Annotated in this window: 19 protein-coding genes; 12 read left to right on the top strand and 7 right to left on the bottom strand. The window is 69.8% G+C overall.

What is annotated here, in order from left to right; translation table 11 throughout:
* Nucleotide 1: 1 nt before the first annotated feature.
* The 5 genes from KR541_RS34365 to KR541_RS34385 form a co-directional block, all read right to left on the bottom strand.
* A complete protein-coding gene (locus tag KR541_RS34365; RefSeq protein ID WP_216090159.1) occupies nucleotides 2-1,489 on the bottom strand; it encodes a mechanosensitive ion channel family protein in 1,488 nt (495 codons plus the stop codon).
* A gap of 111 nt (nucleotides 1,490-1,600) precedes the next feature.
* A complete protein-coding gene (locus KR541_RS34370) occupies nucleotides 1,601-2,020 on the bottom strand; it encodes a DoxX family protein (RefSeq protein ID WP_050014144.1) in 420 nt (139 codons plus the stop codon).
* 232 nt (nucleotides 2,021-2,252) lie between these two features.
* The gene (locus tag KR541_RS34375; RefSeq protein ID WP_216090160.1) at nucleotides 2,253-4,058 is read right to left on the bottom strand and encodes an ATP-binding protein; all 1,806 of its coding nucleotides are present in this window, start codon (nucleotides 4,056-4,058) and stop codon (nucleotides 2,253-2,255) included.
* 408 nt (nucleotides 4,059-4,466) lie between these two features.
* Complete coding sequence (locus KR541_RS34380; protein WP_050014142.1) at nucleotides 4,467-5,288, bottom strand: alpha/beta fold hydrolase; 822 nt, start codon at nucleotides 5,286-5,288, stop codon at nucleotides 4,467-4,469.
* 58 nt (nucleotides 5,289-5,346) lie between these two features.
* On the bottom strand, nucleotides 5,347-5,778 hold the full coding sequence (locus KR541_RS34385) for a DUF3331 domain-containing protein (protein WP_050014141.1): 432 nt from the start codon (nucleotides 5,776-5,778) through the stop codon (nucleotides 5,347-5,349).
* 526 nt (nucleotides 5,779-6,304) lie between these two features.
* Here KR541_RS34385 and KR541_RS34390 point away from each other — a divergent pair.
* On the top strand, nucleotides 6,305-7,126 hold the full coding sequence (locus tag KR541_RS34390) for an alpha/beta fold hydrolase (RefSeq protein ID WP_175978571.1): 822 nt from the start codon (nucleotides 6,305-6,307) through the stop codon (nucleotides 7,124-7,126).
* Nucleotides 7,127-7,226: 100 nt separating this feature from the next.
* Here KR541_RS34390 and KR541_RS34395 read toward each other — a convergent pair whose 3' ends face one another.
* On the bottom strand, nucleotides 7,227-8,807 hold the full coding sequence (locus tag KR541_RS34395) for an MFS transporter (RefSeq protein WP_216090161.1): 1,581 nt from the start codon (nucleotides 8,805-8,807) through the stop codon (nucleotides 7,227-7,229).
* An 83-nt stretch (nucleotides 8,808-8,890) separates the two neighbouring features.
* Here KR541_RS34395 and KR541_RS34400 point away from each other — a divergent pair, with 83 nt between their 5' ends.
* Nucleotides 8,891-9,919 carry an HlyD family secretion protein gene (locus KR541_RS34400; protein ID WP_050014138.1) on the top strand — a complete coding sequence of 343 codons (1,029 nt, stop codon included), beginning with the start codon at nucleotides 8,891-8,893 and terminating at the stop codon, nucleotides 9,917-9,919.
* The gene (locus KR541_RS34405) at nucleotides 9,916-11,352 is read left to right on the top strand and encodes an efflux transporter outer membrane subunit (protein WP_216090162.1); all 1,437 of its coding nucleotides are present in this window, start codon (nucleotides 9,916-9,918) and stop codon (nucleotides 11,350-11,352) included. Before KR541_RS34400 ends, KR541_RS34405 begins: the two co-directional genes overlap by 4 nt.
* Before the next feature lie 25 nt (nucleotides 11,353-11,377).
* Here KR541_RS34405 and KR541_RS34410 read toward each other — a convergent pair whose 3' ends face one another.
* The gene (locus KR541_RS34410) at nucleotides 11,378-12,649 is read right to left on the bottom strand and encodes an NAD(P)/FAD-dependent oxidoreductase (protein WP_216090163.1); all 1,272 of its coding nucleotides are present in this window, start codon (nucleotides 12,647-12,649) and stop codon (nucleotides 11,378-11,380) included.
* 221 nt (nucleotides 12,650-12,870) lie between these two features.
* On the opposite strand from KR541_RS34410, the gene KR541_RS34415 reads away from it, so the two are divergent.
* The 9 genes from KR541_RS34415 (at nucleotide 12,871) to KR541_RS34455 (ending at nucleotide 22,563) form a co-directional block, all read left to right on the top strand.
* Entirely contained in the window at nucleotides 12,871-13,143 is a 273-nt protein-coding gene (locus KR541_RS34415; protein WP_050014135.1) for a ubiquitin carboxyl-terminal hydrolase 14, read from the top strand.
* 156 nt (nucleotides 13,144-13,299) lie between these two features.
* Nucleotides 13,300-13,779 (top strand): VOC family protein, encoded by a 480-nt coding sequence (locus tag KR541_RS34420; protein ID WP_089490290.1) that lies wholly within the window; start codon nucleotides 13,300-13,302, stop codon nucleotides 13,777-13,779.
* Between the two features lies 1 nt (nucleotide 13,780).
* Nucleotides 13,781-15,004: an FAD binding domain-containing protein gene (locus tag KR541_RS34425; protein ID WP_124639736.1), complete on the top strand. Its 1,224-nt coding sequence runs from the start codon at nucleotides 13,781-13,783 to the stop codon at nucleotides 15,002-15,004.
* Between the two features lie 73 nt (nucleotides 15,005-15,077).
* Complete coding sequence (locus KR541_RS34430; RefSeq protein ID WP_050014132.1) at nucleotides 15,078-15,437, top strand: DUF485 domain-containing protein; 360 nt, start codon at nucleotides 15,078-15,080, stop codon at nucleotides 15,435-15,437.
* On the top strand, nucleotides 15,434-17,119 hold the full coding sequence (gene actP, locus KR541_RS34435; protein ID WP_216090164.1) for a cation/acetate symporter ActP: 1,686 nt from the start codon (nucleotides 15,434-15,436) through the stop codon (nucleotides 17,117-17,119). The genes KR541_RS34430 and actP overlap by 4 nt, the downstream gene beginning before the upstream one ends.
* The gene (locus tag KR541_RS34440; protein WP_050014130.1) at nucleotides 17,116-18,246 is read left to right on the top strand and encodes an amidohydrolase family protein; all 1,131 of its coding nucleotides are present in this window, start codon (nucleotides 17,116-17,118) and stop codon (nucleotides 18,244-18,246) included. Before actP ends, KR541_RS34440 begins: the two co-directional genes overlap by 4 nt.
* A gap of 272 nt (nucleotides 18,247-18,518) precedes the next feature.
* A complete protein-coding gene (locus KR541_RS34445) occupies nucleotides 18,519-19,805 on the top strand; it encodes a c-type cytochrome (protein ID WP_209928322.1) in 1,287 nt (428 codons plus the stop codon).
* Nucleotides 19,802-20,302 carry a (2Fe-2S)-binding protein gene (locus KR541_RS34450; RefSeq protein WP_216090165.1) on the top strand — a complete coding sequence of 167 codons (501 nt, stop codon included), beginning with the start codon at nucleotides 19,802-19,804 and terminating at the stop codon, nucleotides 20,300-20,302. Before KR541_RS34445 ends, KR541_RS34450 begins: the two co-directional genes overlap by 4 nt.
* Nucleotides 20,302-22,563, top strand: a complete 2,262-nt coding sequence (locus KR541_RS34455) for a xanthine dehydrogenase family protein molybdopterin-binding subunit (RefSeq protein WP_124557085.1) — start codon at nucleotides 20,302-20,304, stop codon at nucleotides 22,561-22,563. The genes KR541_RS34450 and KR541_RS34455 overlap by 1 nt, the downstream gene beginning before the upstream one ends.
* Nucleotides 22,564-22,658: the final 95 nt, after the last annotated feature.

Genomic DNA, 22,658 nt, shown 5'->3' on the forward strand with positions numbered 1-22,658 from the left:
GTCAGCCGAGCGAATCGTGCAGCCGCTTCATTTCCTTCTCGAGCCAGCCGATCAGGCTGAACCCCGCGTGCGCCTTCTCGACCGGCGGAATCATCATTCGTTCCTCGGTCGCGATATGGTCGGTGAGCGACTCGCACATCAGCCTGCCGAGCGCCGGCTTCCGGCCGATCAGCGCCGACAGATCCTCGCTGCGAAGCTGATGCACGGTCATCGCGGTCACCGCGTGGACGGTCGCGTGAAGCCGCGTGCCGGCGAGCACGACCGACTGCCCGATCGCATCGCCCGGCGCCATCCGCCGGACTTCGACGTCGCCGGACGCGCCCGGCACGAACACCGCCGCGACACCCGATTCGACGATCGTCAGCACGCGCGACTCCGAATTCGACGCATAGATCACGTCGCCCTTGCCGAACGAACGCGAAACCAGCGCATCGGCCAGCACGGCCAGATCGTCGTCGTCGACGCGCGCGAACAGTTCGACCGCGCGCAACAGCAGCAGCCGACGCGATACCGGATCCGCTTGCGACGTCGACGACGATGCGGACACCGGCGCCGGCCCCACGAGCGGCCGCCACACGACGCCCGCCGCGGCCAGGTGCCGATGCGCGAGATCGTAGAGCGCGTTGCGCACGGTCGTTTTCTTCTGCAGCGCGTCGACGTAGCAGACGAGTTCGTACTGGATCGCGTTCGCGCGGAACGCCTTCACGACGGCGATCGGCGCGGGGCGCGCGAGCACGTCGAGCGAACTCGCCGCGGCCCGCTCCAGTGCGCCGACGGCGACGGCCGGCCGCACCGCGGGATCGAGGTCGAGCACGAGCGTGACGCCGTGCAGGCCGGCCGGCTCGCTCAGGTTCACGATGGTGGCGCGCGCCGCCGAGCTGTTCGGCACGACGACCAGGTTGCCGAGGTTGTCGATCAGCTTCGTCGAACGCCAGTTGCTCTCGACGATCCGCCCTTCGAGCTCGCCGATCGACACCGTATCGTCGAGCCTGAACGGTTGCGTGGTGTTCAGCACGAGCCCGGAGAACACGTCGTTCAGCGTGTTCTGGAGCGCGAGACCGAGGATCACCGCGACCGCGCCGGAGGTCGCGACCAGACCGCTCAACGGCAGGCCGAGCACGTAGCCCAGCGCGGCCACCGCGGCCGCGCCGAACACGATGCCCGCGGCGATGTCGTGAAAGAGCCGCTGGCTGTGCCACGCACGCGGCAGCAGCAGATGATTGAGCAGCAGGCTGAACACGATCGCGCACTGGAGCCACCACGCGATGCACACGGCCTGGACCACGATCCGGTCGAGCCCGCCGAGCGACGCGGGAACGGCGAGCGGGCTGACGCCGGTCGCGAACAGCACCGCGCTCAGCGCGGCGAACGCCGCGCAGCGCCGGATCGCGCGAACCACGGGGCGATCGCGCGCGAACAGCCGCCACGCGGCGAGATCGGCGAGCACGATCGGCGCACCGTAGATCGCCGTATCGGAGAAATTCAACATGTCGGAGCGCCAGCGCGGCGCGCGAAAAGGGCGAAGCGGCAGCACGCAGCTCGCCGCGGGAACGGCATCGTCAGGCACATCGCGTGCTGCCCGCCGACGCGCGGGCTGCGGCTAGTCACGCCGACGCACGATGCCCGGCAACGGCAACACATAGCGGCCGGCGCCCGCGATCGCGATCGTGCCGAACAGGATCAGCAGCATCCACGCGAACTGCGCGTCGCGCAGCGGCCAGTCCGGATGGACGAACACCAGCGCGACGAGCGTGACGACCATCACCGGCAGCGCCGCCAGCCGCGGGTACAGACCGACGATCATGAAGATCGGGCACACGACCTCCGCGAAGATCGCGAACAGGATCGACAGCGTGCGGCCGAGATGGAACGGATCTTCGATGGCCGCGGCTTCGGCCGTGTAATGGACGATCTTCGGCAAGCCGTGCACCACGAGCAGCAGCACGCTGGCGGCGACACGCAGGAACAGCAGGCCGAGGTCGGTCGCGTGACGGGAAAGGTCGGAAGGATCAGGTTTCATGCGCCGGTTCGTCGATTGAGCGGGATGCGCGGCGACGTGCACCCCGGGGCGTTTCGCCGCGCCGGCGTTCAGTGATGTCGCGCGATGTCGGCGAGCGCGCGGGGTCGGCGCGCACGCGTGCCGACGGAGTGCGGGCGCCCTCCGTCCACGCAATCTACGCGTGCCGCCTGCCGCCGTCCTGTAACCGGGCTGAATCGTTCTGAAGCATCGGAGACGCGCGACGAACCCGGCGTCACGACTCGCGCGTCGGCCGCTCGGCCTCGGCCGCATCGAGTCCGAGCGCATGCACCTCCGACCACGCATTGTGCACGACCTGTGTCGACCCTGCGGTATGCGCGAGCGCGGCCGCATACGCGGCCAGCAACCGCACGCGCGCATCGTCGGACACCGGGGTCGCGTCCGCGTCGCGCATCGCATCGAGCGCGACGCGCGCCCGCTCGCGGCATTCGTCGACGAGCGACAGATCAAACAGGCAAGGCACCGCGACGGCCGCGAGCGCGGTGCCGAGCGCCGCGTCGCCCTGTGCCGAAAACGCCCAGTCGAGCGCGGCCCGCAGATTGCCGAGCTCGCGCCGCACCGCATCGAGCCGGGTCGTGCTGCCGGCCTCGCCGCGCGGCTCGCCGCCACCGTGGGCCGCGCGCCGGAACAACGCGAGGAAGTAGGTCGCATGCGCGCGCGCGGCAGCCGCCCCTTCGCCGTGACTGTCGAGCTGCTGTTGCGCGTAGGCGCGCGTGGTCGTCAGCAGCCGGTAGCGCGGTGCGCCGTGTGCGGTCTCGAGGATCAGCAGCGACTTCGACACGAGGCCGGCGATCGTATCGAGCAGGTCGGCGCCGGCCAGCCCGTTAGCGCCGACGACCTCGCGCACGGCCTCGATCGAGAAGCCGTCGCGAAACACGCCGAGCCATCGCAGCAGCAGGCGCTCGGCGTCGCCGAGCAACCGGTAGCTCCAGTCGACCATCGCCTGCAGCGTCTGATGGCGCGGCAACGCGGTGCGAAAACCGCCGGTCAGCAGCCGAAAGTGATCGTCGAGATGGGCGGCCAGCACGTCGATGCCCAGCACGGCGGCGCGGGCCGCAGCCAGTTCGATCGCGAGCGGCAGGCCGTCGAGGCGGCGGCAGACCGACGCCATCAACGACAGGCTGCGCGCATCGAGCGGAAAACGCGGATCGGCCGCGCGCGCACGCGCCGCGAACAACTGCACCGCGCTCGCGCTCATCGCTTCGCGATCGCCGGCCCCTTCGTCGGGCACGTCGAGCGGCGGCACCGGGCACACGCGCTCGCCGTGGATGCGCAGCGATTCCCGGCTCGTCGCGAGCACGCACAGCCCGTCGTCCGCATCGGTGAGCGCGCTCGCGATCTGCGCGGCGGCGTCGAGCAGGTGCTCGCAATTGTCGAGCACGAGCAGCATCCGCCGACGCGCGACGCTGGCGAGCACCGCTTCGAGCGTCAGCGAGCCGATCGGCTGCGTGATGCCGAACGCGCCGGCGAGCGCATCGGGCACGAAGCGGGGACACGCGACGGTGGCGAGCGAAACGAATACGGTGCCTTCCGGAAAACGTGCGGCGGCGCGCGCCGCCGCTTCGATCGCGACCCGCGTCTTGCCGATGCCGCCCGCGCCGACCAGCGTCACGACGCGCGCGCCCTGCAGCGCGGTCAGCACGTCGGCGACCGTCTGTTCGCGGCCGAACAACGCGCTCGGCGCGGCGGACGGCCGCCCCATCGCGGGACGCACGGGCGCGTCGCCGTCGTCCTGCCCGACGACCAGACGATAGCCGCGGCCGGGCACCGTCACGATCAGGTTCCGGTCGCCGGCCAGCGCCTTGCGCAGCGAAGCGATGTGCACCTGCAGGTTGTTTTCCTCGACGACGGTGTGCGGCCATACGCGCTGCATGATGTCGTCTTTCGATACCAGCGCACCGTCCGCCCGAATCAACAGCTCGAGAATTTCGAATGCGCGGCTGCCGATGCGCAGCAGCTTGCCGTTCGAACGAATTTCACGTCTGTCGAGAAAAACGTGAAGTGTTCCAATCCGGATCATGAGAATTTCTTGAGGGTGACATTCAACGGCGCCCCACTGAAATCGGGGGCCGGTTCGGCATCAATGCTACGGTATTTGCATGGTCGAATGATTCAAATTATCAGAATGAACGACACGAATTTTTTGAAATGACGAACAATGCCGTCGGGAAACGCTGCTTTTCGCCCCCGCACCGACATGCGGCAGGGTCACGCACGTTTCATGTGCAAATCGTGGATGCGCCGATAAATGCGATTTCGTTATATCAGACGAAATGATTTTCGCTCGGCGCAATGCGGCGCATTTTCGTTTTGATTGACCGGCCGGTTTATTTCAGACGCCTCTATTGTGGCCGCCGAATATCCGTCGGCTCGTTTGCCCGCGTTTGCGCGCGATTCGCCGCAGGCCGGGCCGGCCTGCGGCGCCGGCTCAGGCCTGCGCGAACGCCAGCAGTTCGTCGTTCAGCCTGGCCGCGTGCGTCAGGTAGAGCGCGTGCGGGCCGCCTTCGTAGACGCTCAGCGTCGCATGCGGGACGCGCTTCGCGGTGGCGGCGCCGGTCAGCGCGAGCGGCGCCGTCTGGTCGTCGTCGCCGTGAATCACGAGCGTCGGCACGTCGAACCGTTGCAGGTCGGCGCGGAAATCGGTTTCGGAAAACGCGCGGACGCAATCGAGCGTGCCCTTCAGCCCGCCCTGCAGCGCCATGACCGACGTCCACCCCAGCGCCGCCCGCGACACCGTCGAGCCGCCGCGGTTCGAGCCGGTAAAGAGCGGCCAGAAGCCGTCGAAAAACGCCGCGCGATCGGCCACGATGCCCGCGCGGATGCCGTCGAATACCGCGACGTCCACCCCTTCCGGATGATCGTCGCGGCGCGCGACGAGCGGCGTCACCGAGCCGATCAGCACCGCCTTCGCGATTCGGCGCGTGCCGTGCCGGCCGATGTAGCGCGCGACCTCCCCACCGCCCATCGAAAAGCCGACGAGCGTCACGTCATGCAGGTCGAGCGTGTCGAGCAGCGTCGCGAGATCGTCGGCCAGCGTGTCGTAGTCGTATCCGCTCCACGGTTGACCGGACCGCCCGAAGCCGCGCCGGTCGTACGCGATGCAGCGCAGGCCGTGCGACGCGAGATGATGCATCTGCACGTCCCACATGTCGGCGTTCAGCGGCCAGCCGTGAATGAACACGACCGGGCGGCCGCTGCCCCAGTCCTTGTAGTGAATCGACACGCCGTCGCGGGTGGTGAACGTGCTCATGAGGGTTCCTTGCGGGTAGGGAAGCCGCGGACGCGGCCGAAGCGTGCGGCGCGGCGCGTCATGCCCGGGACTGCCGGGCGACGAACTGCTCGAGCGCCGTCGCGAGAACCATCTCACGGCAGTTCGCGGGGCGTTTCTCGCCGCGCCACTGGGGTTTGTAGATCGCGTCGCCGATCCGGATCGGCTGCCCGGTGAGCGCGCAGCGTGCCAGCCTGCGCGCCTTCGCGCAGATCCAGCGTTGTTCGTCGTAGCGGCAGCGGGTCGGATCGCTCCACGACACCAGCATCGACGAATCGGTCTGCCGCTCGACGGCGACGATCGCGCTGCGGCGGCGCACGTCGCCGCTCGACGGCACCGGCGCATCGTCCCGATGCGGGCGACGCGCGCCGTCCGTGTCCCGCGTGCGCGGCATCGGCAGCATCCGGACGCCCGCGACGGGCATCGGTCCGAGCGACGTGATCATGTGCTCCCAGCGATTGAAGGCGTCCATGGCGGCATATCCAGGCAGGTGACGGGCGGCGCGGGCCCTGCCGGCCCGTTCGCGTGGCGCGCAACGTGTGGCGGTGACCCGATGTTGACGATAGCCGCCGCGCGCTGAAGAGTCCCTGTCCCGCGCTTAATTTTTCTGCAATGCGGCAAATTCGCGCGCGGCGCCGCGGCGTTCAAGAAAATTCAGCCGGATTTCAGTACGGCGCGCACCGCATCGGGATACGCTCCCGACGGCATTCGTTCGTCCGCGCGCGCCAGTCGCCGCGCGGCGGCGCACGCCGGACGGCTGCCGGGCGGGATGGCCGCGGCCGGCCGCCACCGATCCACCATCCCGTGCGGCCTCGCCGCCGCATACCCCAGGAGTCCAGATGCATCCCGAACCGACCGATGCCGTTGCGTCGGCCCGCCGCCGCGACATGCTGCTCGCCGGCGCGACGGCCGTTGCCGCAGCCGCGCTGCCCGCGATGGCGGCCGCCGCCGGCACGCCGTCCCACAGCCCCTCTTCAGCCCATGCAGGCGCGCAGACGATGAACACCATCACCACCAAGGACGGCACGCAGATCTACTTCAAGGACTGGGGCAGCGGCCGCCCGGTCGTGTTCTCGCACGGCTGGCCGCTGTGCGCGGACGCGTGGGATGCGCAGATGCTGTTCCTCGTGCAGCGCGGCTATCGCGTGATCGCGCACGACCGCCGCGGTCACGGCCGCTCCAGCCAGCCGTCGCGCGGCAACGACATGAACACGTACGCGGACGATCTCGCCGCGCTGCTCGATGCGCTCGACGTGCGCGAAGCCACGCTTGTCGGCCACTCCACCGGCGGCGGCGAAGTCGCGCGCTATATCGGCCGTCACGGCACGAAGCGCGTGGCGAAGGCCGTGCTGATCGGCGCGGTGCCGCCGCAGATGGTGAAATCGCCGACCAATCCGGGCGGCCTGCCGATGGACGTGTTCGACGGCATCCGCAAGAACGTCGCGGAGAACCGTTCGCAGTTCTACAAGGATCTCGCGGTGCCGTTCTTCGGCTTCAATCGCCCGAACGCGAAGGTGTCGCAGGGCACGATCGACGCGTTCTGGTCGCAGGGGATGATGGGCGGCATTCACGGCCAGTATCTGTGCGTGAAGGAGTTCTCCGAAGTCGACTACACCGAGGACCTGAAGAAGTTCGACGTGCCGACGCTCGTGCTGCACGGCGACGACGACCAGATCGTGCCGATCGACGATTCGGCGCGGCTGTCGTCGAAAATCGTCAAGCACGCGGTGCTGAAGGTGATCGAGGGCGGCGCGCACGGGATGTGCGTCGTGAACGCCGATCGCATCAACGCCGAGCTGCTCGCGTTCCTGCAGGCGTAAGCGCGCCGTCCGCCGCGGCGGCGCGCATGCCGCCGCGACGGACGCCGCACACGTGCCGTTCAGGACTTTTCAGGAAATTTCAGATCGCGCGGCGCCGCGCTCACGGCGCCCGCACCGGGCGCAGCAGGATGCCGAGCAGCGCGCCGGCGAGCGCGAACGCCATCGCCACGCGGAAGTTGTCGGCCAGCGCGAGCGTCGTGGCCTGCACGCGCACCGCGCGATCGACGAGCGCATAGGTCGCCTGGTTGCCCGTCGCGAACGTGGCGCCATGCGCGACCAGCGACGCCGCGCCGGCCCGCAGCCGTTCGAGCGTTTCCGGATCCGACAGCGACACATGCAGACCGACGAGATTCGAATGGGTAGCCTCCCTGATCCGCTGAATCACCGCGATCGACGTCGTGCCGAGCTGCCCGCTCAGCAGGCGCGTCGTCTGCACGACCGCGCCGAACGTCAGCGCATGCTCGGCCGTCACGTGCCGGCCGAAGAAAACGATGACCGACGTGAGCGCCATCGTCTGGCCGAGCGCCTGCAGCAATTGCGACGGAATGAAATCGGGCTCGGCCCACACCGGCGTGAGCCGCGAGCCGAGCGCGAACGCAATCGCCACCATCGCGAAGCCGGCGACGATCAGCCGGCGCGGGTCGACACGCTGCAGCAACAGCGCGACGCATGGCGCGAACAGCAGTTGCGGAATCGCGATCCAGCGCAGCGTATCGCCGATCTGCAGCGGGCGCAGCCCGTACGTACTTGCGAGGAACAGCGACGGGATGAAGCTCGTGTTGAGCACGGTGAAGCGCACGAGGCCGACGAGCACGATCAGCAGCGCGATGTTGGGCCGCGCCAGATAGCCGAGATCGATGCCCGCGCGCGGCGATGCGAGTTCGTGGATCAGGAACGCGGCGATCATCAGGATGCCGACGGCCAGCAGCGCGACGATCAGCGGCGACTGCAGCCAGAACAGCCGCTCGCCCTGGTCGAGCGCGATGCACAGGCACGCGAACCCGCCCGCGCCGAGCAGCATCCCGCGCGCGTCGATGCCGGACGCGAAGCGCTTGATCGGCTCGTCGGCGAGCGACAGCATCAGGCACGCGATGAACGGCACGGTCAGCGCCGCGTTCTGCCAGAACAGCCAGCGCCAGCTCAGGTGTTCGCTGTACCAGCCTTCGAGCGTGGCCGACAGGTTCAGCGACATCTCCAGATTCATCGCATACGCGGCGATGCCGAACGGAATCAGCCGCGGCGGCAGCGTGCGCACGACGAAGCCGATCGTCAGCGGCACGAACACGCCGGACGCGAGCCCCGCGATCGCCTGGCACACGATGAACGCGCCGAATTGCGTGCAGAGCGGCAGCACGGTTTCCGCGCCGAGAAACACCACGGCCCCCGCGACCAGCACGCGGCGCGTGCCGAACATGAAGGCCGCCGCGATCGCGAGCGGCCCGACGAACATCTGCGATGCGGTAAACGCGGTGTTGATCCACGCGCCTTCGTCGAAGCCGACGCCCAGCGCGCCACGAACGTCGGCCAGCCCGAGCGACGTGATGCGCGACGTCAGCGTCGCGATGATCGCGCCGAGCAGCACGGCCGCGATCGCGGCGATCGACCGAAACGTCGGAATGTCGGAGGCCGGCCCTGCGGCCGGCGCCGGCATGGCATTGCCGGTGGCGAACGTCGTGTTCATCGTCGAGCGGCTCCCGCCTGTCAAGCTGGCGCAAGCATAACGCGGTGCGTCGAATCCTGCCCGTACAACGGAGTTTGCCGATCATGACCCCACCCTCACCCGCGCCGTCGCCCGCCGTGCCCGCGCGTTCCCGCAAGCCGGCCATCGTCGCGATCGCCGCGATCGCGCTGCTGCTCGTCGCGTTGCTCGCGTACGAGTTCGACGCACGCGATCGCGGCACCGATGATGCATACGTGACCGGCCACCTGCACGTGATCTCGCCGCGCGTGTCCGGCACGGTCGAGCGCGTGCTCGTCGACGACAACCAGTTCGTGCACGCGGGCGACGCGCTCGTGCAGATCGACCGGCGCGACTTCGACGTGCGCGTCGCCGCGCAGCGCGCACGCGTCGCGCAGGCGCATGCCGATGCGAGCCGCGCCCACGCGCTGATCGAGCAGGCGGACGCGGCGCTCGTGTCGGCGCACGCCGATGCCGAAAAAGCCGAACTCGATTACGCGCGGGCACGCGAACTGACCCGCGAGACGCCGCGCGGCTTGTCGAAGCAGGAGTTCGATGCGGCCGATGCCGCTCGCAAGTCCGCCCGCGCGCGCGTCGCGGCGGCCGATGCGCAACGGCGCAGCGCCCTCGCCGCCGCCCAGGCCGCCGACGCCGCGTCGAGCCAGAACGATGCCGAATTGCGCGACGCACTGCTGCAGCTCGGCTACACGGCGGTCGTCGCGCCGTCGGACGGCTACGTCGGCAAGAAGACCGTCGAGACCGGCGAGCATGTCGCGCCCGGCCAGGCGCTGCTCACGCTGGTCGAGCCGCATCCGTGGATCGTCGCCAATTTCCGCGAGACGCAGTTGCGGCACGTACGCGCCGGCGACGCCGTGCAACTGCGCTTCGATGCGCTGCCGGAACGCGCGTTCAGCGGCCGCATCGACAGCCTGTCGCCCGCGACCGGCGCGCAATTCGCGCTGCTGCCGCCCGACAACGCGACCGGCAACTTCACGAAGGTCACGCAGCGCGTCCCCGTGAAGATCCTGCTGGACGGCCCGGCCGCGACGGAGCCGCGCATCCGGCCCGGGCTGTCGGTCGTCGTCACGCTGCAACCCGGCGGCGCAGCGCGATGAAGCGCGCCTTCGCCGTACTCGCCGCGAGCCTGCTGGCCGCCTGCTCGATCGCGCCGCAGCCGCTCGCGCCCGTCCCGGTCGGGCGCGACGGGTTCCGCCATGCCGATCCGTCGACCGATGCGCGCGCGCCGTCGCTCGCGGCGTGGCCTGCGTGGTTCGGCGACCCGCAACTCGGCCGCCTCGTCGACGCCGCGCTCGCGCACAACCTCGACATCCGCGCGGCGGCCGCGCGCGTCGACCAGGCGCAGGCGCTGCTCGGCGTGCGCGAGGCCGCGCTGGCGCCGGCCGTGCGCGTCGACCCGTCGTTCAGCCGCACGCGCGTATCCGGCACGGTCGACAACGCGCTGCCGAAGCGCACGATGCACAACTGGTCGGTTCCGGTCGCCGCGAGCTACGAAGTCGATCTATGGGGACGCTTGCGCGGCGACGCCGACGTCGGCCAACAGAACGTGCTGCAGGCGGCGGCCGACCGCGATGCGGTGCGTTTGCGGGTGGCGACCGAAGTGGCCGTCGACTACCTGACGCTGCGCTACGTCGACGACGATCTCGTGACGCTCACGCGCGCGATCGGGCTGCGGCGCACCGCGCTCGACGTGATCGCCGCGCGCGTGCGGGCCGGCGCGGCGAGCGATCTCGACGGACTGCGCGCGTCCGCCGATCTCGATACCGCGCATGCCGATCTCGCGGAGAGCCGCCGGCTGCGCGAGAACCTCGTCGACGCCATCGCGGTGCTGACCGGCGTGTCGCCGACCGCGTTCGACGTCGACACGGGCGCCGTGCCCGTGCAGGTGCCGGATGTGCCGGCCGGGCTGCCGTCCGCGTTGCTCGCCCAACGCCCGGACGTATTCGCGGCGGCCCGGCGCGCCGACGCGGCGTCGCTCGAGCTGGGCATCGCGCGCACCGCGTGGCTGCCGACGCTGACGCTGACCGCCGACGGCGGTTTCGCCACCCGCGACCTGCGCTCGTTTCTCGACCGCAACAGCTCGCTGTGGAGTCTCGGCGCGAACGTCGCGCTAACGCTGTTCGACGGCGGCAAGCGCGACGCGGCGGTGGCCGCCGCGCGGGCCGGCACGGACGTCGCCGACGCCAACTATCGCGCGACCGCGATCGCTGCGTTACGCGACGTGCAGGACGCGCTCAACGACATCGCCGCGCAAAAGGAGCGGATCGTGCGCTACGACCATGCGGCACACGCGACGGACGCCGCGGCGCGGCTGTCGCTGAGCCGTTACGCGCACGGTTACGTCAGCTACCTGGAAGTGATCGACGCCGATCGCGATGCGCTGAATGCGCGGCGCCAGCTGATTCACAGCCGGCAGGCGCTGGCCGTCGCGACGGTGAGCCTCGTGCGCGCGTTGGGCGGCGGATGGACGCCGCCGGCGCGCGCCGGCCGGGCCGGGTTACGCGACGCGACGCAGGCCGACGCGCGATGAATGGACCGAACGGCCGGCGAACGCGTCACACGAGCGCGAGCCGATGCGCATCCTCGCCGAGAAACCGGTGCACGAAGGTCACGGCCATCGCGCCTTCGCCGACCGCCGACGCGACGCGCTTGACCGATCCCGATCGCACGTCGCCGGCCGCGAACGATCCCGGCACGCTGGTTTCCAGATGGTACGGCCGCCGCTCGAGCGGCCATACGCGCTCGAACGCGGGACAGTCGTACAGGTCGCCGCCGGTCACGAGATAACCGTCCGGATTGCGAATGATGTCGGTGTCCTTCGCCCAGTCGGTATTCGGCGCGCCGCCGATGCACACGAACAGGCGCGTGGCCGGCAGCCGTTCGCGCGTGCCGTCGGCCGAGCGAAGCTCGATCGCGTCGAGCCAGCCGTCGCCGTGCAGCGCGGCGACGCTCGACCGATAGCGGACCTCGATGTTCGGCGTCCGCTCGATCCGGTCGATCAGGTAGCGCGACAGCGTGTCGGCGAGCGACGCCCCGCGCACGAGCATCGTCACCTGGCGCGCATGCCGCGCGAAATTCATCGCGGCCTGGCCGGCCGAATTGCCGCCGCCGACGATGAACACCTGCTCGCCCGCGCACATCGGCGCTTCGCTCGACCCGGCGCCGTAGAACAACCCCGCATTCAGAAACGCCGGCTCCTCCGGCAGCCCGAGGCTGCGATATTCGATGCCGGTCGCGCAGATGTTCGCGCGCGCGACCAGGATCGATCCGTCGGCGAGCTCGACGCGGATCTTGCCGTCGACGAACGTCGCATGCACGCCTTCATGCATCGTCAGCAGTTCGACGCCGAACTTCACCGCCTGCTCGCGCGCGCGTTCGGCGAGCTCCGCGCCCGGGATGCCGTCCGGGAAGCCCATGTAGTTCTCGATCAGCGAACTCGTGCCGGCCTGCCCGCCGATCGCGCCGCGCTCGATCACGACCGCGCGCAGCCCTTCGGACGCCGCGTAGACCGCCGCCGACAGCCCGGCGGGCCCCGCGCCGTAGATCGACACGTCGTATTCGACGAAACGCGGGCGCGCGACCCAGCCGAGCCGCGCCGCGATTTCGGCCAGGGTCGGCTGGTACAGGCGCGAGCCGTCCGGAAAGATCACGACCGGCAGCCGGATGTCGTGCAGCGGCGCGATGCCGAGCACTTGCGCGCAGTCGGCGTCGGATGTCAGCTCGCACCAGTCGTACGCAATCATGCGCCGCTGCAGGAAATCGCGGATCGCATACGCGTCCCTGCTGCGCGGCAGGCCGACGATCCGCACGTGTTGCGGTTGATCCATGAGCGCCTCCCGAGGATGTCGATGTCGAATGCGGCCCGGCCGGTGCCCGCGCCGGACGCATTCGCGACTGTACGCCGTCGCCGCGCGCCGCGCGGGCCGCTTCATGACAATTAAGGTGCGACCGCGACGCGACGCTGCACAATGCCGCGTACCCCTTCCGCTTGCGGCTTCGCGCCGGCCGTGCCGCAAGCGTCGCTCCCGCGCCGGCACCGGAGCGCAAGATGGCCAACGCCTGTACGCATCTCGACGAAGCACGCGTGTTCGACACCGACAAGGACTACTGTGAGGAATGCGTCAAATCGGGCAGCCGCTGGGTACATTTGCGGATGTGCCTGATCTGCGGGCACGTCGGCTGCTGCGACTCGTCGCCGAATCGCCACGCGAGCCGGCATTTCCGCGAAACCGGCCACCGGCTCGTCCGCTCGATCGAGCCCGGCGAGCGCTGGATCTGGTGCTACGCGGACGAAGTCGTCGCCGGCGACGTTCCGTCGTAACGCGACACGCGGCGCCATCGGCGCCCGTTCATCCCCGATTCGCCCCCGATTCCGGGCCAAGGGTTAACACGACTCGATCACGGCTTTGCGCTGCGCCGTTTTCGACCTACAATTTATCGAACGATAACTTATCCTTCGATAAACAAGAGGTTCGTCATGCCCGTATCTCGACTCGCGCATTACTCGATCCGCACGCCCGATCTCGAAGCATCGTGCCGCTTCTACGAACGCGTGCTCGGCTTCAGACGCGGCTACCGCCCGCCGTTCGACTTTCCGGGCGCGTGGCTCTACCTCGGTGACGACGAAGCCGATTACGGCACGGTCCACCTGATCGGCATCGATCCGGCCAACCCGAACGGGCTCGCCGCGTATCTCGGCGACAAGCCCGTGCCGGCCGCGGGCACCGGCACCGTCGACCACATCGCATTCGTCGCGACCGGCGTCGAGGCGATGTGGCGCACGCTGCGTGCCGAGCACATCGCGTGGCGCGACCGCACCGTGCCGAGCCTCGGATTGCATCAGGTCTTCATCGAGGATCCGTCGGGCGTGACGATCGAACTGAACTACCCGGCCGCCGAAGTCGCCGGCCTCGACATGCACGGCGCCGCAGCGCCCGCCGCTACTCGTGGAGACTGACATGAGCATCCATTCGACGCATCGCAAGGCCGCCATCGTCGGCGGCTCGCTGGGCGGGCTGTTCGCCGCGAACCTGTTGCTGCGCAACGGCTGGGACGTGGACGTGTTCGAACGCGTGCCCGACGCGCTGTCCGGCCGTGGCGCCGGCATCGTCACGCATCCGGAGCTGTTCGACGTGCTGCGCGCGGCCGGCGTGCGCGTCGACGCATCGATCGGCGTGAACGTCGAATCGCGCGTCACGCTCGCGCGGGACGGCTCGCTCGCATCCGAGCGGCAACTGCCGCAGACGCTGACCGCATGGAGCAAGATGTACCACGTCCTGCGCGCCGCGCTGCCCGACCAGCACCATCACGCGGGGGCCGTCGTCGCCGACGTCGCGGACGGGCCCGAGCACGCCACGCTCACGCTGGCCGACGGGTCGGTGGTGCATGCCGACCTCGTCGTCGCGGCCGACGGCTTCCGTTCGGCGATCCGCGAACGATTCCTGCCGCACGCGCGCCTGCAGTACGCAGGCTACGTCGCGTGGCGCGGCCTCGTCGACGAGCGCGAACTGTCGGAGCGCACGCACGCGACGCTGTTCGACAAGTTCGCGTTCGGCCTGCCGCCGCGCGAGCAGATCCTCGGCTACCCGGTCGCCGGCCAGCACAACAGCACGCGGCCCGGCGAGCGCCGCTACAACTTCGTGTGGTATCGCGCGACCCGCGAGGACACCGACCTGCCGAACCTGCTCACCGACGCGACGGGCAAGCTGTGGGCGACCGGCATTCCGCCGACGCTGATCCGCCGCGACGTGCTCGCCGACATGGAAGACGCCGCGCATGCATTGCTCGCGCCGCAGTTCGCGGAAGTCGTGTCGCGCGCCGCACAGCCGCTGTTCCAGCCGATCTACGACCTCGAGGTGCCGCGCATGGCGTTCGGCCGCATCGCGCTGCTCGGCGATGCGGCATTCGTCGCGCGGCCGCACTGCGGGATGGGCGTCACGAAGGCCGCGGGCGATGCGCTTGCGCTGGTCGGCGCGCTGGCCGCGCATGCCGATCCGCTGGATGCACTGCACGCGTACAGCGAAACGCGCACCGCGTTCGGCGCCGCGATCGTGGAACACGCGCGCCATCTCGGCGCATACATGCAGGCGCAACTGAAGAACGACACCGAACGCGAGATGGCCGAACGCTACCGCACCGCGGAAGTCGTGATGCGCGAAACGGCCGTGCCGCCGCGGTTCTGACCGCCGGCGGGCGCATGGACGACGTCTCGCGCCCGCCGCATCGCGCCCCATCCAATACCGACAAGGAGACACCGTGAACCGTTCGATTCCGGCCGCCGCCGGCCCCGCACCCGATCAGGACGTGCCCGCCGCGGCCACGCATCCGCTGCTGCGCGATGCCCGCTTCCGCCATCTCGTCACGCGAAGGCGGCGATTCGCGTGGTCGCTGACCGCCGTCATGCTCGCGCTTTACTTCGCGTTCATCCTGTCGCTGGCGTTCTCGCCGGCATGGCTCGGCCGGCCGATCGTGCCGGGCCGCCCGACCACGTGGGGCATCCCGGTCGGCTTCGGCATGTTCGTCGCGACGTTCGCGCTCGTCGCGCTGTACGTGCGGCGTGCGAATGCGGTGCACGACGCGCTCGTCGCGTCGATCCGCGACGGAGGCGGCCAATGAAACGCACCTTCGCCATCCTCCTCTCTGCAACCGCGAGCGCAGCCGCGGCGCCGGCGTTCGCGGCGGGCTCCGCGCCGCTCGCGCACCCGCACAATCCGGTCGCCATCGGCATGTTCGTGCTGTTCGTCGCGTCGACGCTCGTCATCACGCGCTGGGCCGCCCGCCAGAACCGCAGCGTCGCCGATCATTACGCGGCCGGCGGCCGCATCACCGCGCTGCAGAACGGCTGGGCGATCGCCGGCGACTACATGTCGGCCGCATCGCTGCTCGGCATCTCCGCGCTCGTGTTCACGAGCGGTTACGACGGGCTGATCTATTCGGTCGGCTTTCTCGCGAGCTGGCCGATCATCCTGTTCCTGATCGCGGAGCCGTTGCGCAACCTCGGCAAGTACACGCTCGCCGACGTCGTGTCGTACCGGCTGCAGCCACGGCCGATCCGCGCGTTCGCCGCGTCGAGCTCGATCGTCATCGTCCTGCTGTATCTCGTGTCGCAGATGGTCGGCGCCGGCAAGCTCGTCGAGCTGCTGTTCGGGCTCGACTACACGGCCGCGGTGGTGATCGTCGGCGTGCTGATGGTCGTCTACGTGTTCTTCGGCGGCATGCTCGCCACCACGTGGATCCAGATCGTCAAGGCCGTGCTGCTGCTCGCCGGCGCGGCATTCATGGCGTTCATGGTGCTGAGCCGCTTCGGCTTCAGCCTCGACGCACTGTTCGCGCAGGCGCTGCGCGTCCATCCGAAGCACGCGGCCATCATGCGGCCGGGCGGCCTCGTGTCCGACCCGGTGTCCGCGGTGTCGCTCGGGCTCGCGCTGATCTTCGGCACGGCCGGCCTGCCGCACATCCTGATGCGCTTCTTCACGGTCGGCGACGTCGGCGCGGCGCGCAAGAGCATCCTCCATGCAACCGGCATCGTCGGCGCCGGCTATGCATTGATCATCGTGATCGGCTTCGGCACGATCGCACTCGTCGCGGCGGACCCGCGGTATCACGATGCGTCCGGCGCGGTGGCCGGCGGCGCGAACATGGTGGCGATCCATCTCGCGCATGCGATCGGCGGCAACTTTTTCCTCGGCTTCATCTGCGCGGTCGCGTTCTCGACGATTCTCGCCGTGGTCGCCGGGCTGACGCTCGCCGGCTCGTCGGCGATCTCGCACGACCTCTATGCGAACGTGCTGCGCCGCGGCCAGGCGACCGACCGCGAAGAAATGCGCGTCGCACGCGCGACGACGCTGGTGCTCGGCGTGCTCGCGATCGTGCTGGGCATCGCATTCGAGAAGCAGAACATCGCGTTCATCGTCAGCCTCACGTTCTCGATCGCCGCCAGCTCGAATTTCCCGGTGTTGCTGCTCTCGATCTACTGGCGCGGCCTGACGACGCGCGGCGCGGTGGTCGGCGGCACGATCGGGCTCGTCACGGCGGTCACGCTCACCGTGCTGAGCCCGACCGTCTGGGTACAGGTGCTCGGCCACGCGCACGCGCCCTACCCGTACGAATATCCGGCGCTGTTCTCGATGGCCGCCGCGTTCGTCGCGATCGTCGCGGTGTCGGCCACCGACGGCTCGGCCCGCGCGCGACGCGAACGCGCGCGGTTCGACGCGCAGCTCGTCGCATGCGAACTCGGCGCCCTGCCGCGCCACGGCACGCCACAACACGACAATCACGACCTGGAGACGATCCGATGACCTGCCCCTGCTGCCTGCCCACCGGCCGGCGCCGCATGCTCGGCACATTCGCCGCGCTTGCCGTCGCGGCCCTTGCCGGACGCCCGGCCGCGGCGGCGCAACCGGCGCCCGCCTCGGCCGCTGCAGCCACGCTGCCGGCCCGGCGTCCACGCGCGATCGACATCCACGCGCACTATTACCCGGAAAGCTTCTGCGACCTCGTCGGCGGCGAAGGCAAGCGGTTCGGCGGCGCATTCGCGTGCGACGACACGACGTTCACGTTCCGCACGCCGGCCGGCGGCCTCGGGCCGCTGCCGATGAAATTCATCGACGTCGACGCGCGGCTCGAGGACATGGACGCGTCGGGCGTCGACGTGCAGGCGCTGTCGCTGAGCGTGCCGATGGCGTACTGGGGCGACCGGCCGTTCAACGCGAAACTGGCGCGCACATGGAATACGGCCGCGTCACGCGTGCACCAGCGGCATCCGGCGCGCTTCGTCGTCCTCGCGACGCTGCCGATGCTCGACGCGACCGATGCGATCGACGAGCTCGAGCGCGCGTCGGCGCTGCCTGGCGTGCGCGGCGTGTACATGGGCACGAACATCGACCACCGCGACCTCGACGATCCGCGGTTCGCGCCGGTGTTCGCGCGCATCGAGCAACTCGGGCTGCCGGTGTTCCTGCACCCGCAGCAAACCGTCGGCGGCGCGCGCCTCGGCGATTTCTACCTGAGCAACCTGCTCGGCAATCCGTTCGATACGGCAATCGCCGCTTCGCACCTGATACTCGGCGGCGTGCTCGATCGCCATCCGGCGCTGCACGTCACGCTGCCGCATGCGGGCGGCGCGCTGCCGATCCTCGTCGGCCGGCTCGACGCCGGGTGGACCGTCCGGCCGGAAACGCGCCGGCTCGCGCAACAGCCGAGCAGCTATCTGCGGCGCTTCAGCTACGACACGGTGTCCCACTCGGGGCCGGTGCTGAACTTTCTGATCGAGAACGTCGGCATCGACCGGCTGGTGCTCGGCAGCGACTATTGCTTCGACATGGGCTACGCGCAACCGGTGCGTTTTCTCGACCGGCTGGACCTGCCCGACGACCAGCGCGCGCTGGTGCTCGGCGGCAATGCGGGCCGGCTGCTGCGGATCTAGCGCGTGTGTGCCGGGTGCCGTCGAACCGGGCCGGAACCCGTTCAGAACGTTTCAGCCCGGTTTCAGGAAATGACGCGGGCGTCTGCGTAGACTGGCTGCAAGAGCGACCGCGCTGGCCAGCCTGCGCGCCTTTTCGATTGATGGAGTGACAACGTGGATCCAGTTGCCAATCACCGCCGCGCAGCCACGCGTTCGCGGCCCGGCCAGCCGACGCACGACGCCCCGGGCGCGCCGCGCACGACGTGCGGCGCACCGCTTCGCGCGGAGCGCACATGAAGCACAAACGACTCTGGTTCGGCGCGGCCGGCATCGCGATCGCGGGCATCGCGGTCGCGATCGGCATCATGGTGCGGCCGTCGATCGCGCCGATCGATCCGCCCGCCCCTGCTTCGTTCGATCCGCAACTGGTGCGCGCCGGCGCGCGGGTCGTCGCGCTCGGCGACTGCATCGTGTGCCACACCGCGAAGAACGGCAAGCCGTTCGCGGGCGGCTTGCCGCTCGCGACGCCGTTCGGCACGATCTACGCGACCAACATCACGCCGGACGCCGAAACGGGCATCGGGCGCTGGTCGCGCGACGCCTTCGCCCGTGCGTTGCGCACCGGCATCGGCCGCAACGGCCAGCCGCTTTACCCGGCGTTTCCGTACATTCACTTCACGCGGATGTCGGACGACGACATCGCCGCCGCATACGCGTACCTGATGACGCGTGAGCCGGTACATGCGACGGCGCCCGCCAACGACCTGATCTTTCCGCTGAACTTCCGGCCGCTGGTCGCGTTCTGGAATGTGCTGTTCCTGCGCGAAGGCGCGTATCAACCCGACCCCGCGCAGTCCGCGCAATGGAACCGCGGCAGGATGCTCGTCGACGGGCTCGGTCACTGCGCATCGTGCCATTCGCCGCTGAACGCGATCGGCGGCGAGCAGCGCGGCCGTGCATTCGACGGCGGCATCGTCGACGGCTGGGAAGCGCCGCCGCTCAATGCGCTCGGCCAGGCCGCGCGCCCCTGGACACAGGCGCAGCTCGTGACCTACCTGCGCACCGGCCGCGCGAGCGAGCACGGCGCGGCGGCCGGGCCGATGCTGCCGGTCACGCGCGACCTCGCGACGGTGCCGGTGGAGGACGTCGACGCGATCGCCGCGTACATCCTGTCGATCCAGAAGCCGGCGACCGCGCGTGCGGCCGCGGCAACGGCCGCGGGCGAACACACCGCGACGACGCCGGCCGCGCAGCGCGGCGCGACGCTGTTCCAGGCATCGTGCGCGCAGTGCCACGGGCCGGCCGCGCCGATGCAGTCGATCGGCGAACGGCCGACACTCGCGTTCAGCACGGCAGTCAACGCCGATACGCCGCGCAACGCGATCCAGATGATGTTCAACGGCATCGGCTGGCACGGCGAGGACACGCTCAACTACATGCCGTCGTTCATCGACCAGTACGACGACGCGCAGATCGCCGATCTCGCCGCGTACGTGCGCGAGACCTATACCGATCGTCCCGCGTGGGCGGGCGTCGACGCGATGGCCGCGAAGCTCAGAAAAGAGGACACCGCACGATGATTACCCTCACCGTCAACGGCGTGCGGCACACGCTGGACATCGATCCGTCCACGCCGCTGCTGTACGCGCTGCGCAACGACCTGCACCTGCACGGCGCGAAGTTCGGCTGCGGCCTCGGCCAATGCGGCGCCTGCACCGTGATCGTCGACGGCAAGCCGACCTTCTCGTGCCTGATGCCGGTGGCCGCGGTCGGTTCGCGCAGCGTGCGCACCATCGAGAGCCTCGGCACCGCCGGGCATCCGGGCCCGCTGCAACGCGCGTTCATCGAGCACCAGGCCGCGCAGTGCGGCTACTGCATCGCCGGGATGATCATGCGCGCGCAGGCGCTGCTCGAACGCAATCCGAAGCCGACCGAACAGGAACTGCGCACGCACATGGAACCGAACCTGTGCCGCTGCGGCACGCACATGCGGATTCTCGCGGCGGTGCGCTCGGTCGCGGGGCTGCCAGCCCCCGAACCGGCTTCCGCTCCCGTCACGATCAGCAAGGGGCTGTGATGAATTCCCACGACGACATCGACGAAGGCCGCCGGCACTTCATCGTCTCCGGCGCGCTGTTCGTCGCGTTCACGCTCGCGCCCGCGTCGCGCGCGGCCGCGCAGCTGGTGATCGCCGACGAAGGCGCGGCCGTGCACGTGGCGAAGGCCACGCAGGCGCTCGCCGGCAGCCTGAAGACCAATCCGCTGCTCGATGCATGGGTCAAGATCGCGCCCGACGGCAAGGTCACCGTGTACACCGGCAAGGTCGAGCTCGGCACCGGCGTGCGCACCGCGCTGCTGCAGGTGGCCGCCGAGGAACTCGACATGAAGCCGTCGCTGATCACGTTCCTGACCGCCGACACCGGCGCGTCGCCGGACGAAGGCTTGACCGCCGGCAGCCATACGATGGCCGACAGCGGCTCCGCGCTGCTGAACGCGACCGCGCAGGTGCGCGCGCTGCTGGTCGAAGGCGCGGCGAAACGCTTCGGCGTCGATCCGCGCGTGCTGACGACCGCCGACGCGGTGATCACGGCGCCCGACGGCCGCACGATGACCTACGGCGACGCGATCCGCACGGTCGACCTGCACCGCAACGCGACGCCCACGTCGCCGCTGAAGAGCCCGGCGACGTTCGCGGTGATCGGCACGTCGCTGCCGCGCGTCGACATCCCGAACAAGGTCACGGGCGGCGTCAGCTACGTGCAGGACATGCAGCTGCCCGGCATGCTGCACGCGCGCGTCGTGATGCCGCCGGTGTACGACGCGAAGCTGCTGTCGTTCGACGAAGCCGCGATCCTGAAGCTGCCGGGCGTCGTGCGGATCGTGCGCAACGGCAGCATGCTCGCGGTGGTCGCGCAGGGCGAGTGGCAGGCGGTGGTCGCGCAGCGCGCGCTCGCCGCCGGCTGCCAGTGGTCGCCGGGCCGCAAGCTGCCCGAGCGCAGCACCGTGCACGCGGACCTGAAGCGGATCTCGACGCAGCGCATCGAGATCGCGAACACGCACGCGGCCACCGCGCCGGCCGCGAAGACGCTGAACGCGACGTTCCTGAAGAACTACCTGTTGCACGGGTCGATCGGGCCGTCGTGCTCGGTCGCGCATCTCGAGAACGGGATGATGACGGTGTGGACCCACTCGCAGGGCGTCTATCCGCTGCGCGACGCGCTCGCGGAGATGCTGTCGATGCCGAAGGCGAACATTCGCTGCATTCACACCGAAGGCTCCGGCTGCTACGGCCACAACGCGGCGGACGACGTGGCCGCACATGCGGCGCTGATCGCCGCCGCGATGCCGGGCAAGCCGATTCGCGTGCAATGGATGCGCGAACAGGAACACACGTGGGATCACTTCACGCCCGCGATGGTGACCGAGGTCAGCGCATCGCTCGACGCGAGCGGCCGCATCGTCGACTGGAACTATGCGCTGTGGAGCAGCTCGCACAACGAGCGGATCGTCAACGCGGGCCGGCTGCTGCCCGCGCGCATGCTCGAGCCGCCGTTCGTGCCCGCGCCGTCGACGCCGATGCTTCAACCGGAGGGCGGCGGCGACCGCAACGCGATCCCGCTGTACGCGCTGCCGAACCAGCACATCGTCAACCACTTCTCGCCGACGATGCCGCTGCAGACGTCCGCGATGCGTTCGCTCGGCGCGCACACGAACGTCTGGGCGATCGAAAGCTTCATGGACGAGCTCGCGCACGCGGCCGGCGTCGATCCGGTCGAATTCCGGCTGCGCCACATGGAAGACCATCGCGCGCGGCAGGTGATCCAGCTCGCCGCGAAGCACTTCGGCTGGCCGCGGCCGCCGCGCGCGCGCAACCGCGGCGTCGGCTTCGCGTTCGGCAAGTACAAGAACCTGATGGCCTACGTCGCGATCGCGGTCGAGGTGTCGGTCGTGCCGGAAACCGGCCAGGTGACGCTCGAACACGCGGAAGCCGCCGTCGACGCGGGCCAGATCGTGTCGCCGGACGGCATCCGCAACCAGATCGAGGGCGGCATCGTGCAGGCCGCGAGCTGGACGCTGTACGAGGCGCTGAAGTACGACACGGAACGGATTCGCAGCTTCGACTGGAGCAGCTACCCGATCCTGCGCTTCTCGGCCGCGCCGCAGAACGTGAAGGTCCATCTGGTCAATCGCCCCGGCGCGCCGTTTCTCGGCGCGGCCGAGGCGTCGATGGGGCCGACCGCCGGCGCGCTGGCCAACGCGATCTTCGACGCGACCGGCCAGCGCCTGCGCGAAATGCCGTTTGCCGGCGACGCGCTGAGAAAGCGCATCGACGCGTAGCGGTCGGTCGCATTCGCTGCGCGACACGCCCTATCCGATACACGACAAGACGGCGCCGGCACGCACCGGCGCCGCATGCCGACAGGCGGGAGAAC

This window comes from Burkholderia sola (assembly GCF_905400185.1).
Lineage (GTDB): Bacteria > Pseudomonadota > Gammaproteobacteria > Burkholderiales > Burkholderiaceae > Burkholderia > Burkholderia sola.

Excerpts from the sequence above, each read along its gene's own strand:
- KR541_RS34365 (WP_216090159.1), bottom strand. The coding sequence starts at position 1,489 with ATGTTGAATTTCTCCGATACGGCGATCTACGGTGCGCCGATCGTGCTC.
- KR541_RS34370 (WP_050014144.1), bottom strand. The coding sequence starts at position 2,020 with ATGAAACCTGATCCTTCCGACCTTTCCCGTCACGCGACCGACCTCGGC.
- KR541_RS34375 (WP_216090160.1), bottom strand. The coding sequence starts at position 4,058 with ATGATCCGGATTGGAACACTTCACGTTTTTCTCGACAGACGTGAAATT.
- KR541_RS34380 (WP_050014142.1), bottom strand. The coding sequence starts at position 5,288 with ATGAGCACGTTCACCACCCGCGACGGCGTGTCGATTCACTACAAGGAC.
- KR541_RS34385 (WP_050014141.1), bottom strand. The coding sequence starts at position 5,778 with ATGGACGCCTTCAATCGCTGGGAGCACATGATCACGTCGCTCGGACCG.
- KR541_RS34390 (WP_175978571.1), top strand. The coding sequence starts at position 6,305 with ATGAACACCATCACCACCAAGGACGGCACGCAGATCTACTTCAAGGAC.
- KR541_RS34395 (WP_216090161.1), bottom strand. The coding sequence starts at position 8,807 with ATGAACACGACGTTCGCCACCGGCAATGCCATGCCGGCGCCGGCCGCA.
- KR541_RS34400 (WP_050014138.1), top strand. The coding sequence starts at position 8,891 with ATGACCCCACCCTCACCCGCGCCGTCGCCCGCCGTGCCCGCGCGTTCC.
- KR541_RS34405 (WP_216090162.1), top strand. The coding sequence starts at position 9,916 with ATGAAGCGCGCCTTCGCCGTACTCGCCGCGAGCCTGCTGGCCGCCTGC.
- KR541_RS34410 (WP_216090163.1), bottom strand. The coding sequence starts at position 12,649 with ATGGATCAACCGCAACACGTGCGGATCGTCGGCCTGCCGCGCAGCAGG.
- KR541_RS34415 (WP_050014135.1), top strand. The coding sequence starts at position 12,871 with ATGGCCAACGCCTGTACGCATCTCGACGAAGCACGCGTGTTCGACACC.
- KR541_RS34420 (WP_089490290.1), top strand. The coding sequence starts at position 13,300 with ATGCCCGTATCTCGACTCGCGCATTACTCGATCCGCACGCCCGATCTC.
- KR541_RS34425 (WP_124639736.1), top strand. The coding sequence starts at position 13,781 with ATGAGCATCCATTCGACGCATCGCAAGGCCGCCATCGTCGGCGGCTCG.
- actP (WP_216090164.1), top strand. The coding sequence starts at position 15,434 with ATGAAACGCACCTTCGCCATCCTCCTCTCTGCAACCGCGAGCGCAGCC.
- KR541_RS34440 (WP_050014130.1), top strand. The coding sequence starts at position 17,116 with ATGACCTGCCCCTGCTGCCTGCCCACCGGCCGGCGCCGCATGCTCGGC.
- KR541_RS34445 (WP_209928322.1), top strand. The coding sequence starts at position 18,519 with ATGAAGCACAAACGACTCTGGTTCGGCGCGGCCGGCATCGCGATCGCG.
- KR541_RS34450 (WP_216090165.1), top strand. The coding sequence starts at position 19,802 with ATGATTACCCTCACCGTCAACGGCGTGCGGCACACGCTGGACATCGAT.
- KR541_RS34455 (WP_124557085.1), top strand. The coding sequence starts at position 20,302 with ATGAATTCCCACGACGACATCGACGAAGGCCGCCGGCACTTCATCGTC.